16 protein-coding genes are annotated in these 14,540 nt (G+C 55.6%); 10 read left to right on the top strand and 6 right to left on the bottom strand.

What is annotated here, in order from left to right; genetic code table 11:
* Positions 1 to 75: 75 nt before the first annotated feature.
* The 4 genes from rlmN to larE are packed head-to-tail and all read left to right on the top strand — an operon-like array spanning position 76 to position 4,810.
* Entirely contained in the window at positions 76 to 1,182 is a 1,107-nt protein-coding gene (rlmN, locus tag VEI50_11260; GenBank protein HXX75699.1) for a 23S rRNA (adenine(2503)-C(2))-methyltransferase RlmN, read from the top strand.
* Positions 1,183 to 1,213: 31 nt separating this feature from the next.
* Complete coding sequence (locus VEI50_11255; GenBank protein HXX75698.1) at positions 1,214 to 2,590, top strand: pitrilysin family protein; 1,377 nt, start codon at positions 1,214 to 1,216, stop codon at positions 2,588 to 2,590.
* Between the two features lie 13 nt (positions 2,591 to 2,603).
* Complete coding sequence (locus tag VEI50_11250; protein ID HXX75697.1) at positions 2,604 to 3,968, top strand: pitrilysin family protein; 1,365 nt, start codon at positions 2,604 to 2,606, stop codon at positions 3,966 to 3,968.
* Between the two features lie 32 nt (positions 3,969 to 4,000).
* Complete coding sequence (gene larE, locus VEI50_11245; protein ID HXX75696.1) at positions 4,001 to 4,810, top strand: ATP-dependent sacrificial sulfur transferase LarE; 810 nt, start codon at positions 4,001 to 4,003, stop codon at positions 4,808 to 4,810.
* Between the two features lie 25 nt (positions 4,811 to 4,835).
* Here larE and atpF read toward each other — a convergent pair whose 3' ends face one another.
* The 4 genes from atpF to VEI50_11225 form a co-directional block, all read right to left on the bottom strand.
* Entirely contained in the window at positions 4,836 to 5,342 is a 507-nt protein-coding gene (gene atpF, locus VEI50_11240; GenBank protein HXX75695.1) for a F0F1 ATP synthase subunit B, read from the bottom strand.
* A 90-nt stretch (positions 5,343 to 5,432) separates the two neighbouring features.
* Positions 5,433 to 5,663 carry an ATP synthase F0 subunit C gene (gene atpE, locus VEI50_11235; protein HXX75694.1) on the bottom strand — a complete coding sequence of 77 codons (231 nt, stop codon included), beginning with the start codon at positions 5,661 to 5,663 and terminating at the stop codon, positions 5,433 to 5,435.
* Between the two features lie 35 nt (positions 5,664 to 5,698).
* The gene (locus VEI50_11230; GenBank protein HXX75693.1) at positions 5,699 to 6,451 is read right to left on the bottom strand and encodes a F0F1 ATP synthase subunit A; all 753 of its coding nucleotides are present in this window, start codon (positions 6,449 to 6,451) and stop codon (positions 5,699 to 5,701) included.
* Between the two features lie 30 nt (positions 6,452 to 6,481).
* The gene (locus VEI50_11225) at positions 6,482 to 6,703 is read right to left on the bottom strand and encodes an AtpZ/AtpI family protein (GenBank protein ID HXX75692.1); all 222 of its coding nucleotides are present in this window, start codon (positions 6,701 to 6,703) and stop codon (positions 6,482 to 6,484) included.
* 146 nt (positions 6,704 to 6,849) lie between these two features.
* Between VEI50_11225 and VEI50_11220 the strand changes: the two genes are divergently transcribed.
* The 3 genes from VEI50_11220 to VEI50_11210 all read left to right on the top strand — a co-directional run bounded on the left by VEI50_11220 (position 6,850) and on the right by VEI50_11210 (position 10,026).
* Positions 6,850 to 8,328 carry an anthranilate synthase component I family protein gene (locus VEI50_11220; protein ID HXX75691.1) on the top strand — a complete coding sequence of 493 codons (1,479 nt, stop codon included), beginning with the start codon at positions 6,850 to 6,852 and terminating at the stop codon, positions 8,326 to 8,328.
* 8 nt (positions 8,329 to 8,336) lie between these two features.
* Entirely contained in the window at positions 8,337 to 9,221 is an 885-nt protein-coding gene (locus VEI50_11215; protein ID HXX75690.1) for an aminotransferase class IV, read from the top strand.
* Between the two features lie 103 nt (positions 9,222 to 9,324).
* Entirely contained in the window at positions 9,325 to 10,026 is a 702-nt protein-coding gene (locus VEI50_11210; protein HXX75689.1) for a lytic transglycosylase domain-containing protein, read from the top strand.
* Here the strand turns inward: VEI50_11210 and nadB are convergent.
* Entirely contained in the window at positions 9,962 to 11,605 is a 1,644-nt protein-coding gene (nadB, locus tag VEI50_11205; GenBank protein HXX75688.1) for an L-aspartate oxidase, read from the bottom strand. The genes VEI50_11210 and nadB overlap by 65 nt on opposite strands.
* Positions 11,606 to 11,608: 3 nt before the next feature.
* The gene (locus VEI50_11200; GenBank protein HXX75687.1) at positions 11,609 to 12,124 is read right to left on the bottom strand and encodes a hypothetical protein; all 516 of its coding nucleotides are present in this window, start codon (positions 12,122 to 12,124) and stop codon (positions 11,609 to 11,611) included.
* 178 nt (positions 12,125 to 12,302) lie between these two features.
* Here VEI50_11200 and VEI50_11195 point away from each other — a divergent pair, with 178 nt between their 5' ends.
* The 3 genes from VEI50_11195 (at position 12,303) to VEI50_11185 (ending at position 14,483) form a co-directional block, all read left to right on the top strand.
* Positions 12,303 to 12,398: an AURKAIP1/COX24 domain-containing protein gene (locus VEI50_11195; protein HXX75686.1), complete on the top strand. Its 96-nt coding sequence runs from the start codon at positions 12,303 to 12,305 to the stop codon at positions 12,396 to 12,398.
* 29 nt (positions 12,399 to 12,427) lie between these two features.
* Positions 12,428 to 12,646 (top strand): hypothetical protein, encoded by a 219-nt coding sequence (locus VEI50_11190; protein ID HXX75685.1) that lies wholly within the window; start codon positions 12,428 to 12,430, stop codon positions 12,644 to 12,646.
* A gap of 106 nt (positions 12,647 to 12,752) precedes the next feature.
* On the top strand, positions 12,753 to 14,483 hold the full coding sequence (locus VEI50_11185; GenBank protein ID HXX75684.1) for an ABC transporter ATP-binding protein: 1,731 nt from the start codon (positions 12,753 to 12,755) through the stop codon (positions 14,481 to 14,483).
* Positions 14,484 to 14,540: the final 57 nt, after the last annotated feature.

Here is a 14,540-nt window from a genome sequence, read left to right as displayed (position 1 = left end):
TCCTCGCTTTGTTGCCAGCAAACCGAATGTGTCTCCTGCTTGTTCCGCTTTTTCGCCCTGTGCTAGCCTGTATTCATGTCTATGAAACATGACCAACTAGCTCTCGCTTCCTCTGCGGTAAATCTCTTAGCCCTTGACGAACGCGGCGTGGGTCAAATCGTCCAAAAACTCCAGTGGCCAAGGTACCGCACCGGACAGGTGCTCCGGTGGCTCTATCGACGGGGTGCGCAGACAATCGACCAAATGACGGACCTCAGTTTGACGGAGCGCAGAACTCTGCAAGCCATTGCAACGATACGACGGGTCACTGCCTCTCAGGTGTTTCGATCGACCGACCAGACCAGGAAACTGGTTCTCACCCTCGAAGATGGATTGAATGTCGAAGCGGTTCTGATTCCGGACAATGATCGGTTGACTCTCTGTGTTTCGACCCAAGTTGGCTGTACATTGGACTGCGGATTTTGCCTGACCGGCACGATGGGTCTGAGACGGAATCTAAAATCCCACGAAATCGTCGACCAAGTCCTCACAGCCTACGAACATCTCGACGAAGGAGAACGGATCACAAATTTAGTATTCATGGGCATGGGGGAACCGCTCGCGAATTTAGATTCGCTCTCAGACGCCATTCGTCGACTCACCAATCAGGCATGGGGACTCAAGTGGTCGCCCAGACGGATCACTGTTTCGACCGCCGGCCTTGCGTCACGACTGAAAGACGTTGCTCCATTAGGAGTCAACCTGGCTATTTCACTGAATGCCACCACGGATGAACAACGCGCGCGTCTGATGCCTTCCGCCAATGGACTCGCCTCGCTGAAGACCCTCCTCGCCGCTTGCCGTCGGTATCCCTTGCCGCCGAACCGACGATTGACCTTCGAGTATGTCCTCTTAGCGGGAGTCAATGACCGTCCGGATGACGCTCAACGATTGACCAAGCTCTTGCGGGGGCTGTCATGCAAGGTCAATCTCATACCCTTCAATGAATTCCCGGGAAGTCGCTTTCGTCGTCCGTTAGACACAGAGGTCCTGGTCTTTCAATCAATCCTGAAACAGTCGGGCATCGACACGTTCATCCGAAAGAGTCGGGGACGCGATGTCCTTGGTGCCTGTGGCCAGCTAGGAACTCTGCCATCGCTTCAGCCGGTGTCCGCCTTGACACAAATTCAACCCCGTTGTTAGCATGCATCGTGCCTTCCCCCACGACGTCATCATGACCTTGTTGCATTCCCCGCACAAAACCTCTCGACGCGTCCTGGAGTCGATCATTGTCCTCTGTTTCCTCTTTCTCATTCAGCCGGCCTTGGCGGCAGAGCCTCGTGAGTTCGTGCTTGCCAACGGGATGAAGGTCCTGTTGGTGGAAGTGCCCAAAGCCCCTGTGGCGACCGTGCAAGTCTGGTACAGGGTCGGTTCGCGAAACGAAGTGATGGGCCGAGCTGGGCTTTCTCACATGCTCGAGCACATGATGTTCAAAGGAACGACCAAGTATCCCAAAGGTTCGTTCTCTCGCCTCATCAGAAAAAATGGCGGCATGGACAACGCGTTCACCAGCCAGGACTTCACCGCCTACTTTGAGAATCTGGCAGCCGATCGCGTCGAACTCGCGTTAGAATTAGAAGCTGATCGGATGCAGGGGCTACTTTTCGACATGAACGAGCTGAAGACGGAACGTGAAGTTGTGAAGGAGGAACGCCGTCTCCGAACAGAGGACGACCCTCAAGGGGCGCTGGTCGAAGCCCTGTTCGCTCAGGCGTTCTTGAGCCACCCGTATCATTGGCCGGTAATCGGTTGGTTCGGTGACCTGGATGCGATGACGTTGGACGACCTTCAGCGACACTATGACACATTCTATTCTCCTAACAACGCCACGTTAATCATCGTGGGTGATATCAAAGCCGATACGCTTCTACCGACGATCAAGCAGCTATTCGAACCCATCCCTCGTGGGCCCGAACCGAAGCCGCTGACAACAATAGAACCGGAACAAAAAGGTGAACGCCGCTTCCTGTTGAAGCGGGAAGCGCAAGTGCCGTTTGTGATGATGGGGTATCGCGTGCCGAACTATACGAGCGAGGATTCGTACGCCCTCGATATCCTCGAATCGATCTTGCAACGAGGGAAAAGCTCACGTCTCTATCAGAGCCTGGTTTATGATCAGAAATCCGCGCTCGCGGTCGGTGCCGAGTATAGCTTGATGCAAACCGATCCTGGCCTTTTCTATTTCTATGCCCTCGTCAGTCCGGGACAAAAGATTGAAGCGGTGGAAGAAGCACTCAATAAGGAGATCAGGCGGCTACAGACTGATCCACCGACGGACCAAGAGCTCCAACGAGCCAAGAATCAGGTCGAAGCCGCTCGGGTATTTGAGCAAGACTCGAATTTCCGGCACGCCATGCTGTTGGGCCAGGCCGAAACGGTCGGGGCCGGTTGGCGCAAAGTCGACCAATTTCTCGAGCGAATCAGAGCCGTCACCGCCAAGGACGTACAGCGCGTCGCGCGTCAATACCTCATCGACGACAATCGCACGGTCGGATCCCTCATTCCTCTTCCCAACAAACAATCCGATGCCCCAGCCGCAGCTATCCATTAGGGACAGTCAGAGAATGAAGTCATCGAGCTCCAAGCCAGCATGTAGAGCGTCCTCATCGATCCTCGTCGTCGCCGCGGTCTTGTTCTGGCTCTGGGGATCTGCCGTCAGCACAGCGGCGGATATTGCCCCGTCGAAGTTCGTCACCACAAACGGAATAACGGTGCTCGTGCTCGAACAGCATTTTCTCCCCATCGTCGAGATTCACGCTCTCATCAAGACCGGCTCAGCACAAGACCCTCCGGAGAAGGCTGGAGTCGCCAACCTGACAGCCAGCCTGTTAGATGAAGGCACAACAACCAGGAGTTCAAAACAACTGGCGGAACAAATCGATTTCGTCGGAGGATCACTCGAAGTCAAAGCCTCGGAAGACTTTACAACAGCCTCCGCACGTGTCCTGAAGAAAGACGTCGACCTCGGATTTACTCTCCTTGCCGATATTCTTCAACGCCCCGCATTTCAGAAACAGGAGTTCGAGAGGATTCGCACGCAGCTCCTCGGCGAGATAGCCAGCGACAACGATGATCCCGGCCATGTGGCCATGAAGGCATTCAACCAGCTGGTGTTCCATGGGCATCCTTATCGCTGGCCGGTCAATGGAACCGAAGAAACGCTCGCCAAGGTGACGCTCGCCGATGTCCAAGCGTTTTATGCCAAGGAATATCAGCCCTCACAAACCATTCTAGCGATCGTCGGCGATGTGACGGTGGAACAAGCCACGGGACTTGTCCAAACGCATTTCGGCGCTTGGAAAAAAGGAGGGACGTCTCCGCGAAACATCAAGGAGCCCTCGCCGATCAAACGAAAAACCGTCCAGCTGATCGAGAAGGATCTGACCCAATCCACCATTATCTTGGGGCACGGCGGCATTCAACGGGCTCATCCGGATTTTTATGCCGTGACCGTCATGAATTACATCCTTGGCGCCGGTGGATTTTCATCTCGGCTCATGGACTCGATTCGTGACAAGCAGGGACTCGCCTATGGCATCATGAGTCACTTCGATGCACGCTTGCTTCCCGGGTCCTTCTGGATCAACTTGCAAACGAGGACCGAAGCGACCAACCAAGCTATCGCCGGTGTTTTAGCGGAACTCAAAAACATCCGAGAAACACCGGTTTCCGATCAGGAGCTGGCTGAGGCCAAGTCGTTTCTCATGGGCAGTTTCCCGCTCCGGTTCGACTCGACAACCAAGCTGGCTCAAGTCTCAGCGCAGGTTGAGTTCTATGGCCTGGGATTCGAATATTTCTCACAATATCCGAAATGGATCGAACGAGTGACGAAGGAAGATGTCCAGCGCGTCGCCAAACAGTATCTCGATCCGCAACGCTACGCCCTCGTCGTCGTCGGCAATATCGCCAAGGCGAAAGTCAAACACTAGCTGGTACGGCTCTGGCGTGGACCAAGCAGATTATGTCGCCTGACACACTGCAAACCAAGCTCGAGCACCTTCGTCACAATCTTACCGACATGCGCTCCGTTCTGGTGGCGTTCTCCGGTGGAATTGATAGTGCTTTTGTATTGAAAGTCGCCCACGAGCAACTCGGGAGCCGCGCCATCGGCGTGACGGCAGTCTCGCCGACTTTTCCCACCAGCGAACTCCTGATGGCGACACAAGTGGCAGCAGAAATTGGAGCTCGCCATGAGATCATCCAGACGGATCAGTTGGCTATTCCAGAGTTCGTTCAGAACGATGCGAGCCGTTGTTTCCACTGCAAGAGTGACCTCTACAAGCTCCTCGACGAATTTCGAGAACCACGAGCCACCCGCTGGATTGTGGACGGGACCAACGTTGACGATCTGGGGGATGACCGACCGGGAATCAAAGCAGCGCGTGAATGGAATGTCCGTAGTCCATTAGTTGAAGCCGGGCTTTCGAAACCCGAGATCCGGACATTGGCGAAAGCTCTAGGGCTCTCCAATTGGGATAAGCCAGCGGCTGCCTGTCTTTCTTCAAGAATCCCGCGTGGAATTCCGATCACCGTCGACAAACTTAGACGTGTGGAACGGGCCGAAGAGGTCCTCCTCGCTGAAGGATTTCGCCAGGTACGAGTCCGGGATCACGGTGAGATTGCCCGGATCGAGCTTAACCAGGAAGAATTTGCTCTGCTGAATGAGCCCGAACGCCGCGGACTCCTCAGCAGTCGCCTTCGTGAACTGGGCTTTCGTTTCGTCTGTGTGGATTTACAAGGCTATAGGCGAGGCGGAACCAGCGTGGCCTAAGCTCCCCCGTCGGCGCCTGTGAAATCTACTGCTGGTAGGATTTCGCGAGGGCGGCCAATGCGTCATCCGCTAACTTACGATGGTCGGCATCGGTCAAGCTGCGCTGCACCACTTTTTCGGCGACCATTAGGGCCAAGTCGGTCGTCTGGGCGCGGATATCCTGAATAGCCTTTCGCCGTTCCTGATCGATTTCACGGGTCGTATCACCTTTAATCCGTTCGGCTTCTGCCGTCAGGCGCTGTTCGTTTTCTTCCAATAATCGCTGAGCTCGTTCCTTCGCAGTGGCCAGGATGCCATCGGCTTCTTTTGATGCGGCACTCAACTTGGCTTCATACTCCTTCAGCTTGTGTTCTGCCTCAGTTCGATGGCGTTCCGCCTGGTCGAGACTGTCCCTGATCTTCTTCTCGCGCTCTTCCAACGCGCTCAGAATGCCGGGAAAGGCAAACTTGTAGAGCGCGAAGAGGAGAATGCCGAAAGACACCACCTCCCAGAAAATCAAGGAAGAAAAGAAATGCGAGTCAAACTGCGGCATATCTGGTAATCAGGCATAGGCTTCGCGGCGAGGGATGAAAGGCAATGATCGTCTGCCTCCAGCCCATTGCCGAGAGTCTCTTACCTGCTCCTATTTTCGTAGACCCATAATGATGAACGCAATGACCAAGCCGTACAGCGCGATGGCTTCGACTAGCGCGAACCCGATCCACATGTACTTGCCGACTCGGCCTTCCGCTTCGGGCTGACGCGCGACTGCTTCGATCATCTTGCCGAAGATATATCCGATGCCCACGCCGGCTCCGGCAAATCCTGCTGCGGCCAATCCCATCCCTACCAACGCTGCTGCTCCTGCATCCATTGTTTGTCCTTCCTCCCTTGTGTAGACCACGCCGATTAGTGGGCGTGCTCACTATGACCATGCAGGGTAATGGCATCCCCAATATACACGCAGGTCAAAATCGTAAATATGTATGCCTGGATCGGTGCGATCAACAACGTCTCTAATCCATTCACAAACAGGGTCGCTGCAAAGGGTAGCCAGCTCACATAGAATGGCAGTGAGATCACCATGCCGAAAAGGACTGCAAGAATTGTGTGACCAGCGGTCATATTGGCAAACAACCGTACAGCCAGAGAAACGGGCCTTGCCAATTGGCTTATGAGCTCGATGGGAATCATTAGCGGCAACATCCAAGCTGGTGTGCCCGGTGGAACGAGAATGCCGAGGAATTTGAGACCGTGCATCGCGAATCCAACGATGAGACTCAATGTATACACAGAACCGGCAAAAATGCCTGTCACGATAATCTGGCTTGTCACGGTGTATGTTCCTGGGATGAGTCCTAACCAATTGCAGAAGAGTATGAAAAGGAAAAGGGTCGCAATGAGAGGAAAAAATTTCATGCCATCTTTTCCCATTGTGTCGAGAATCATGCTCCGAATGAAATCAACCAGTATCTCCCCGAGAATCTGCAGTTTCCCCGGAACCAACCGGCGAGCAGATCCTGCCATCACCATCAACAGCGTCACCAGGGCGACCACCACCCACATCATGACGACCGCCTTATTAATGGAGATGTCGAGCCCACCCAATGAAATCGGGATGTAGTTATGTAGCTCGAAGGGATGTAACGGACTTTCTTCCATGAGACTTTCTACGAACGCGCGAGGCGTTTCTTAGTCCTTCGGCCATTGCTGCGCCGAGCGATAGGCACTTCGGACCCCTGCGACCGCCCCTAAGATCAACCCTCCCACCATCCCCCATGGACCGCTGTCTAGAAGATACGTATCAACAGCCCAGCCCGACGCTCCTCCAACAATTAGCGCAGCCAACAGTTCGGTTCCGATCCGAACCGCTTGACCAAGCCCCGCGTAAAACGGATCTTGTGAAGGGGGCATGTTGTGGCCCGGGGTCTCCCTGGATGGCGGGCGCGCAATTCAAGCAGAATCCTCGTGAAGTTGTCAAGCCGTCGTCGTTGTGACAGGAGACAAATTCCTGGAGTATAGTGAGTGTCGCTCCGTGGCCTCTCAGGCTCACGTCCACCATGACACATTTCACTCAACCATCATTCCTACACGGCACTCCGCAGCCGCTGGTTCTCACGCTCGAAGACCAGCAGGCCGATCCTTTTGATTTGTTCTGTCGAATTGCCTCTCCTTCTCAGCCTTCATTCTTGCTCGACAGCGGGCCAGCCGGTGGTCGTGAACTCGGCTATTCATTCCTCGGTTGCAATCCTTCCGCAATTTTGACAGGCCACAGGACCTACTCGTCGTACCGAACGCGCGAAGGCCGGGAAACCATCCTACTCGATGCTTTCAGCCAACTTGGGAAAATGATGGCCGATGCTCACATCCATAAGACACATGGACTTCCACCATTCGTTGGTGGAGCGGTCGGCTATCTGAGTTATGACCTCGTCCGACGATTTGAGGCTCTTCCGTCGATCGCCGCAGATGATTTATCGCTCCCGGACCTGCAGTTCGCTTTCTTTGACGTGATCGCGGCGGTCGAACACCAGACCGATCGTATCCATCTCATCTTTTGTCCTTCCAGCGAGCGGTTTCTCGGGGAACCTCGAGAAAAACTCTACCGCGAGGGGTTAGACCGGCTGGCCGCATTTGCGGCACAGATGGTGGGAACACCGCCTAGGTCGACACTTTCACCGAACGCCCGACAGGTGTTGTTTCATCCGGAACAGACTCAGGCTGCCTACATGGATCGCGTGCGGCGTTGCCAGAACTACATCGCGGCGGGAGACATCTACCAAGCCAATCTCTCTCATCGATTTACCGTGACAATCAAAGACATGCCCAATCGCAACCTCGACCGTCTCATAGCTTGCCAGGACCTGTATAGCCGACTCCGTCGCATCAACCCTTCTCCGTTCTCGGGACTTTTGTATTTCGATAACGTGGCTCTGGTGAGTTGCTCACCCGAGCGACTGGTCCGTCTTCAGGGTGGACTGGCTGATACCCGCCCGATCGCCGGGACGAGACCTCGTGGGCGAGACCAGGCTGAAGATCAGCGTCTCGTCACCGAGCTCCTCTCAAATGAAAAGGAACGAGCGGAACACTTGATGCTGGTCGATCTTGAGCGCAACGACTTGGGTCGTGTCTGCCAATTCGGCACAGTCCAGGTCGATGAGTTTATGACAGTCGAGCAATACTCCCATGTGAGCCACATCGTCTCCAACATCAGTGGGACGTTGCGTCCGGATGCAACATCGTTTGACCTGATTAAAGCCATGTTCCCTGGCGGGACCATCACAGGCGTCCCTAAAATCCGGTGCATGGAGATTATTGATGAGCTGGAGCCGGTGCGCCGCGGCCCTTATACCGGCTCGTTCGGCTACCTCAGCTGGAACGGTAACCTTGATCTCAATATCACGATTCGGACGCTTGTGTTGTGTCAGACAGTCGGATACTTGCAAGTCGGGGCCGGCATCGTCGCCGACTCTATCCCTTCAAGAGAATACGACGAGACCCTGCACAAAGCCCAGGCTTTCTTCAGCTCGCTTCAATAGACGGAATTATGTGGATCTTTCTCAATAACCGGTTCGTGAAACAGGAGGACGCAGTCGTTTCCGTCTTCGACCACGGCTTCCTCTACGGCGACGGAGTGTACGAGACCATACGGTCGTATGGGAGCCGGATTTTCATGCGTGATCAGCATCTGGCTCGCCTTCGTCGTTCCGCCGATGCGATCGGCTTGGCGATGCCTATTCCCGAGAAAGACTGGCCCGGTCTTTTGCATGAGGCGATGGAGCGGAACGGCGTGGGCAATGACCACGGCGATGCGTATCTGCGAATCACCATTTCCCGAGGAATTGGAGAAATCGGCTTGGACCCGGCGCTCTGTCCAATCCCGACGATCGTGATTATGGCCAAACCGCTTCATCCTCCTTCCCGTCAACAATACGAGCTAGGCGTCAGCATCATCGTCGCTCGGACCAGACGAAACCTACCGAGCGCGCTCTCGCCACACATCAAAGCGACGAACTTCCTCAACAACATCCTTGCCAAACGAGAAGCCATCGTCGCAGGAGCATTCGATAGCGTGTTGCTGAATTGGCAAGATCACGTGGCGGAATGCACTGCCAGCAACCTCTTCTGGGTCAAGGGTGGAACCATTTCGACACCATCTCTGGATTGTGGCATCCTGGACGGTATCACGCGTGACATCGTCCTGACACTTGCGAGAGAAGCGGGGCTTCCGGTCCGGGAAGGTCCCTTCGGAATCGAGGCCCTGCATCAGGCTGAAGAGTGTTTTCTCACCAACACCAGCATGGAGCTGATGCCGGTCACCACTTTTGAAAAGAGACCGGTCGGCAGTGGAAAACCTGGCCCTATTACCCATCAGCTTCAGACGCAATTTGTAGTCAATCGCCGTCGATTTCTCGAATCAGACTACAACTAAGATTGCCCCTTACCTCCTATTTTCCGCGAGCTTACCGGAGGTTCCTACCGGCACAGGTCGTGCATTTTCTTGACAGCACACCCTAGACTGGTATCGTGGAACCATGAATTCAGCCGCTTGTCTCAGATTCACACGGGTCGGAAGCAGGGCTATCGCGGCCCTCGTCATAGCCCTACTGGCCAGCTGGAGTTTCCACCTCCCCAAGCTTCGAGCCGAGGTCTATCAGTACGTAGATGCCGCAGGGACCATTGCGTTGACCAACGTCCCGTCAGATGTACGGTATCGCCGAATTGATTTGGACTCGACCCCTCTGCATATGGTGTTGCCTGAGCGGGAGCTGGCACCCGTGATCGCACGGCATTCTCGGCAACAGCAACTACATCCTGCACTGATCCGAGCCGTGATCAAGGCCGAATCGAACTTTGATCCTCACGCGATCTCGCGGGCTGGTGCGGTCGGCTTGATGCAACTCATGCCACAGACTGCGGTGCGACTGGACGTACGAGACCTCTACGACCCGGACGATAATGTGGGGGGAGGCACGAAATACCTGCGCCAGCTACTGGATCGGTTCCACGGAAATCTCCCGCTCGCCTTGGCAGCCTATAATGCGGGAGAAAACGTGGTCGACCACTATCAATCACTGCCACCGATCGATGAAACTCGCCAATACGTGCGTAAGGTTCTGCGCTATTACCGGACCTTCTTGACGAAGGACGGCTTCATCACCGAACGACCGGTCAACCAGCACGTCCAGGGAGCGCCAAGACAAGACCCCGCGCCTTCCGCACCTTCCGTTCGCTGAACGCATCGACCATGGAAACTCGACTGTGCTGTTGCCAGCCTATACGCTTGGCCTGCGGAAAGTCGGATCGGTAATGGGCTCCGACGCTGTTCTCGCGCCACAGGGCTGCTTCGGCAACACATTGCGCCACTTGGACCATATTCTTCACTTCCAACGCGGCCCGATTCGCAAATGGCTGAGAGACGACTTGGGCCCAGCGAGACAGTTGCGCACAGGCTCGAATCAGAGACTCGCCCGAACGAATAATACCGACCTGTCCCCACATCGTGCGTCGCAGTGAGCTGCGCAATTTTTCCGCATCCTCGAGCGTGCCGAACTGCCCGGGCCGAATGGCTGCCTCATACGATGAGAGTGACGGCACACTGTGACGACCGGCGAAGGCGACGGCCGCGTCTGCCGCTCGTGCACCGAACACGAGCCCTTCCAGGAGAGAATTGCTCGCGAGCCTGTTTGCACCATGGACGCCGCTGCAGGCCACTTCGCCCGCCGCAAACAAACCCGGAACAGTCGTTGCGCCGTTTACATCCGTCCAGACTCCGCCCATCGTGTAATGCGCGCTCGGCGAGACAGGAATCCATTCCTCAGTGATATCGATGTCGTAGCGCAGGCAGGTCGCATAGATTGTGGGAAAACGTCGTTTTACGAATTCCGCGCCGAGATGGGTTACGTCGAGGTAGACATGCCGTGCCTTAGTCGACGCCATCTCAGCCCATATGGCGCGAGAGACGATGTCCCGTGGGGCAAGGGCACCCATCGGATGATACCGATGCATGAATAATTCTGCCTTGCTGTTCCGGAGCTGACCACCCTCTCCACGCATGGCTTCCGACAGGAGAAAAGGAGGGCTTGAGGGAAGATACAGAGCGGTAGGGTGAAACTGGATAAATTCCATATCCTGCAGCACAGCTCCTGCCCGAAGCGCCATCGCGATACCGTCACCCGTCGCATTGGGCGGATTTGTCGTCCGAGCAAAAATCTGTCCAGCCCCGCCGGTACTTAGGACCACCGCGCGAGCCGGCAATACAAAATGGCGCCCTGAGCTTTCATCAAGCACGACTGCGCCGCAACAGCGCCCCCTGTCGATCACAAGATCGACGGTAAAGTGATAGTCGAGCCGCTGGACATTCTTTTGGCGATTGACTTGTGCGATCAACGCGCGAACCATCTCGTTGCCCGTCGCATCACCGCGCGCGCGGAGAATCCGGCTGCGGCTATGTGCTGCTTCACGGGCAAACGCGAACTTACCTCCGGCTTTATCGAATCTCGCTCCCCATTGGATCAACTCCTGAATCCGTTCAGGGCCCTCTTCAACCAGTACCCGCACCGCTTCTTTTCGGCAAAGGCCATGTCCGGCCTTGAGCGTATCGGTGAAATGGATGGACACGTCGTCTTCCTCGCTCATCGCTACCGCGACACCGCCTTGCGCATGGATCGAACTGCTTTGCAAAGGGTGTCCCTTCGTCAGGACAAGCACTCGCCCTTTTTGGCCGAGTTCCACGGCGGCGCGTAGACCAGCGACACCGCTACCGATTACGAGGAAATCGGCGTGCAGTGGGGAGCGAGCAATGCGGGATGGCATGGGTTATTTCTTCTGCGACGGAGGCGTGGAATTGTCGGTGATGGCCTGGCGGACTTTCATGCCAAAGGGCGAATCGCCCTCAACCCCTCGCAGAAGGATTGAGACTGTGCCGACCCACTGCAGACGTGTATGACCGCGCTGCCGCAGCCCGGGATCGTCTGCATTCTTTTTCCAGAGCCCCTGCCAATGAACAAACACGTCGACATCGTCACCGTCGATCATGATGCGCTCGACCGAGAACGCTAACGCAATCGAGGAAAACGACTCAAAATCACTGTCCACATCACGCTGAAGCCGATCAATTTGCTCTGTCGGAACCATCAGCTCCGCCATTTTCGACGCACTCTTTTTTTCGTAGGCTTGGCGCAGTGATTCGACCGCTTGGTCGATGCGACGATACCGTTCATGATCCTCGGGATATTGAATAGTCTTACCGCCACATCCGGTGCCGACCGCCGGCACGACGGCGATCACGCCAAGCAAGAGCCACACAGATGTGGCATATGGCAATCGTAACATCGAAGCAGTATAGGAACGGGTGTTCAAAGAGGTCAAGCTAGCCCCACTTTCTCTCACACAATCGTCTGGTTGGCGTCGCAGAGTCTTGTCTGCCGCAGATGACCCGGAACAAATTCCTTCGCTCGCTTGCAATTTCTTAGTGAAGATTTTAGACTCCCGACCGTAGGAGATAGACCGAATGTCGAGTGTCCTCAAGAAGCGCCGCAAGAAAATGCGCAAGCATAAGTACAAGAAGCTGCGCCGGCGCCAAAAATTTCTCCGCCGTAAGACCTAAACCCATCCCGCTGGGGGGAGGAGGGTGCCGTGGCCGAAGGCAAGAAGGTTCGCATTCGCGTCCGAACGGTGAATTCCGTCTACGTCGGCGACTTTCTCATCCCACCCATGCGCAACCGTGTCTCCGATGCCATCAACGAAGAGCAGCGGCTCTTCATCAATCTTACCGACGTCGTGATCAACGACAAGGACAAATCGGAGTTCGTCGCCCTCAACAAGAATCTCATCGAATCCATCGCTCAAATTTAACCCGTTCTTGTTCTCATTCTTTCAACGCCCTGAACAGAGTCTGAACGTGCCCTCTGTTTCCCTCTTGGTTTTCGAGGCACCCCTCCTCTAAGATCGGATCAGCATCATGTCGACCTTTACGCGATTTTTCCCATTCCTTCGACCTTATCTCCCACGAATGGCGGCCGCCGGTCTCCTGGTCATGGGCGTGGCCGCCATCAACCTGGCGTTACTTCGCCTGGCCGGCATGCTCTGGGATGTCATCACCGTCCAGCATGATCATGCTCGGATGATCGGACTGATCGGCGTCTTTCTCGGTTTGGTCATCCTTCAAGGCTTTTGCTCGATGGGGCATAGTTATCTGACCACATGGGTATCTCAACGGATCATCGCCGACTTTCGCACACATCTCTTCGCCCACGTGCAAACCTTGGCTGTGAGCTTCTTTGCCAGACGCCGCACCGGGGAACTGCTCTCGCGCTTGATGAACGATGTAACGGTCATTCAGTCGGTCGTCACTGAAACCCCGATCGACACGGCCAAACAACTCGTCACGTTTGTAGGAGGCATCGGTTTTCTGTTGGCCATGAACTGGCGGCTCTGCTTGCTCATTCTCGTTCTGCTGCCATTGCTGGTGCTGGTGGCCCGGTTCTTCGGCCGCAAACTGAAAGCCCTGTCCACGTCGATTCAAGATCAGACCGCCTCCCTCAGCACGCTCATCGAAGAGGTGATTTCGGGCATCCGGATCGTGAAATCGTTCGTGCAAACGAAACGCGAAGAAACACGGTTTGCAGCGCAACTCGAACATACGCTCTCTCTGACTCTCCGCCGGGCCAGGATCATGGCGGTATTCATTCCCGTCATCAGTCTGCTGACCTTCTCCGCAGCCGCCGCGGTCATGTGGTATGGGGGGAGCCAAGTCATCGAAGGCACTGTTTCTCCCGGAGACCTCTTTGCCTTTGTGCTCTTCGCCGGCATCCTCATCGGACCGTTCAGTTCCGCGGCACGGGTCTTTGCGCAAGTCAGGGAGGCTCAGGGAGCGACAGAACGGATCTTCGAAATTCTGGATTCGAGACCGGAGGTCATCGACGCACCCGATGCAGTGACGTTATCGTCCGTCACCGGCCATGTCCGCGTCGAACGGGTCAGTTTCGCTTACGACCAACGTCAACCAGTGCTCACCGATATTTCCTTCGAAGCAGAGCCGGGCGAACTCGTCGCGGTCGTCGGTCCAACAGGAGCCGGTAAGACAACCGTGATCAATCTTCTTCACCGCTTCTACGACCCCACCGAGGGACGGATTACCGTGGATAGACAAGACCTCCGCCACGTCGCGATGGATAGTTGGTACCGGCACGTCGGGCTGGTTCCACAAGAAACGATCCTGTTTGGCGGTACCATCCTGGACAATATCCGGTACGGCAACACGCGAGCGAGTGAGGATGCCATCCTCGACGCCAGCCGTGCAGCTCACGCCGATGAATTTATCGCTAGCCTGCCGGACCGGTATCAGACGATCGTAGGAGAGAAGGGAATCAACCTCTCAGGCGGACAACGCCAGCGGATCGCCATTGCGCGGGCCATCCTGAAGAATCCAAAAATTCTGTTGCTCGATGAAGCCACCTCGGCCCTCGACAGCGAGTCGGAACGACTCGTGCAGGAGGCGCTTGAACAGCTGATGAAAGGACGAACGACCTTCGTCGTCGCCCACCGCCTTACTACCGTGCAACGCGCCGACCGCATCATTGTCCTCAATAAAGGCCGTGTCGCGGAAATCGGTACCCATCAGCAGCTCATGGACCAAAAGGGACTGTATCACTACCTCTATACGCTCCGACTCACAGAACTCCCGGCCTGACCGCTTCCTGATGCGACGGCACTCCTCCCCAAGCCGCGTCTCCCTGCCATTAGCCGG

This window comes from Nitrospiraceae bacterium, from assembly GCA_035623075.1.
Classification (GTDB): domain Bacteria; phylum Nitrospirota; class Nitrospiria; order Nitrospirales; family Nitrospiraceae; genus DASPUC01.
The sequence above is the reverse complement of the archived record's forward strand: the minus strand, read 5'-3'. Positions and strand labels throughout refer to the sequence as shown.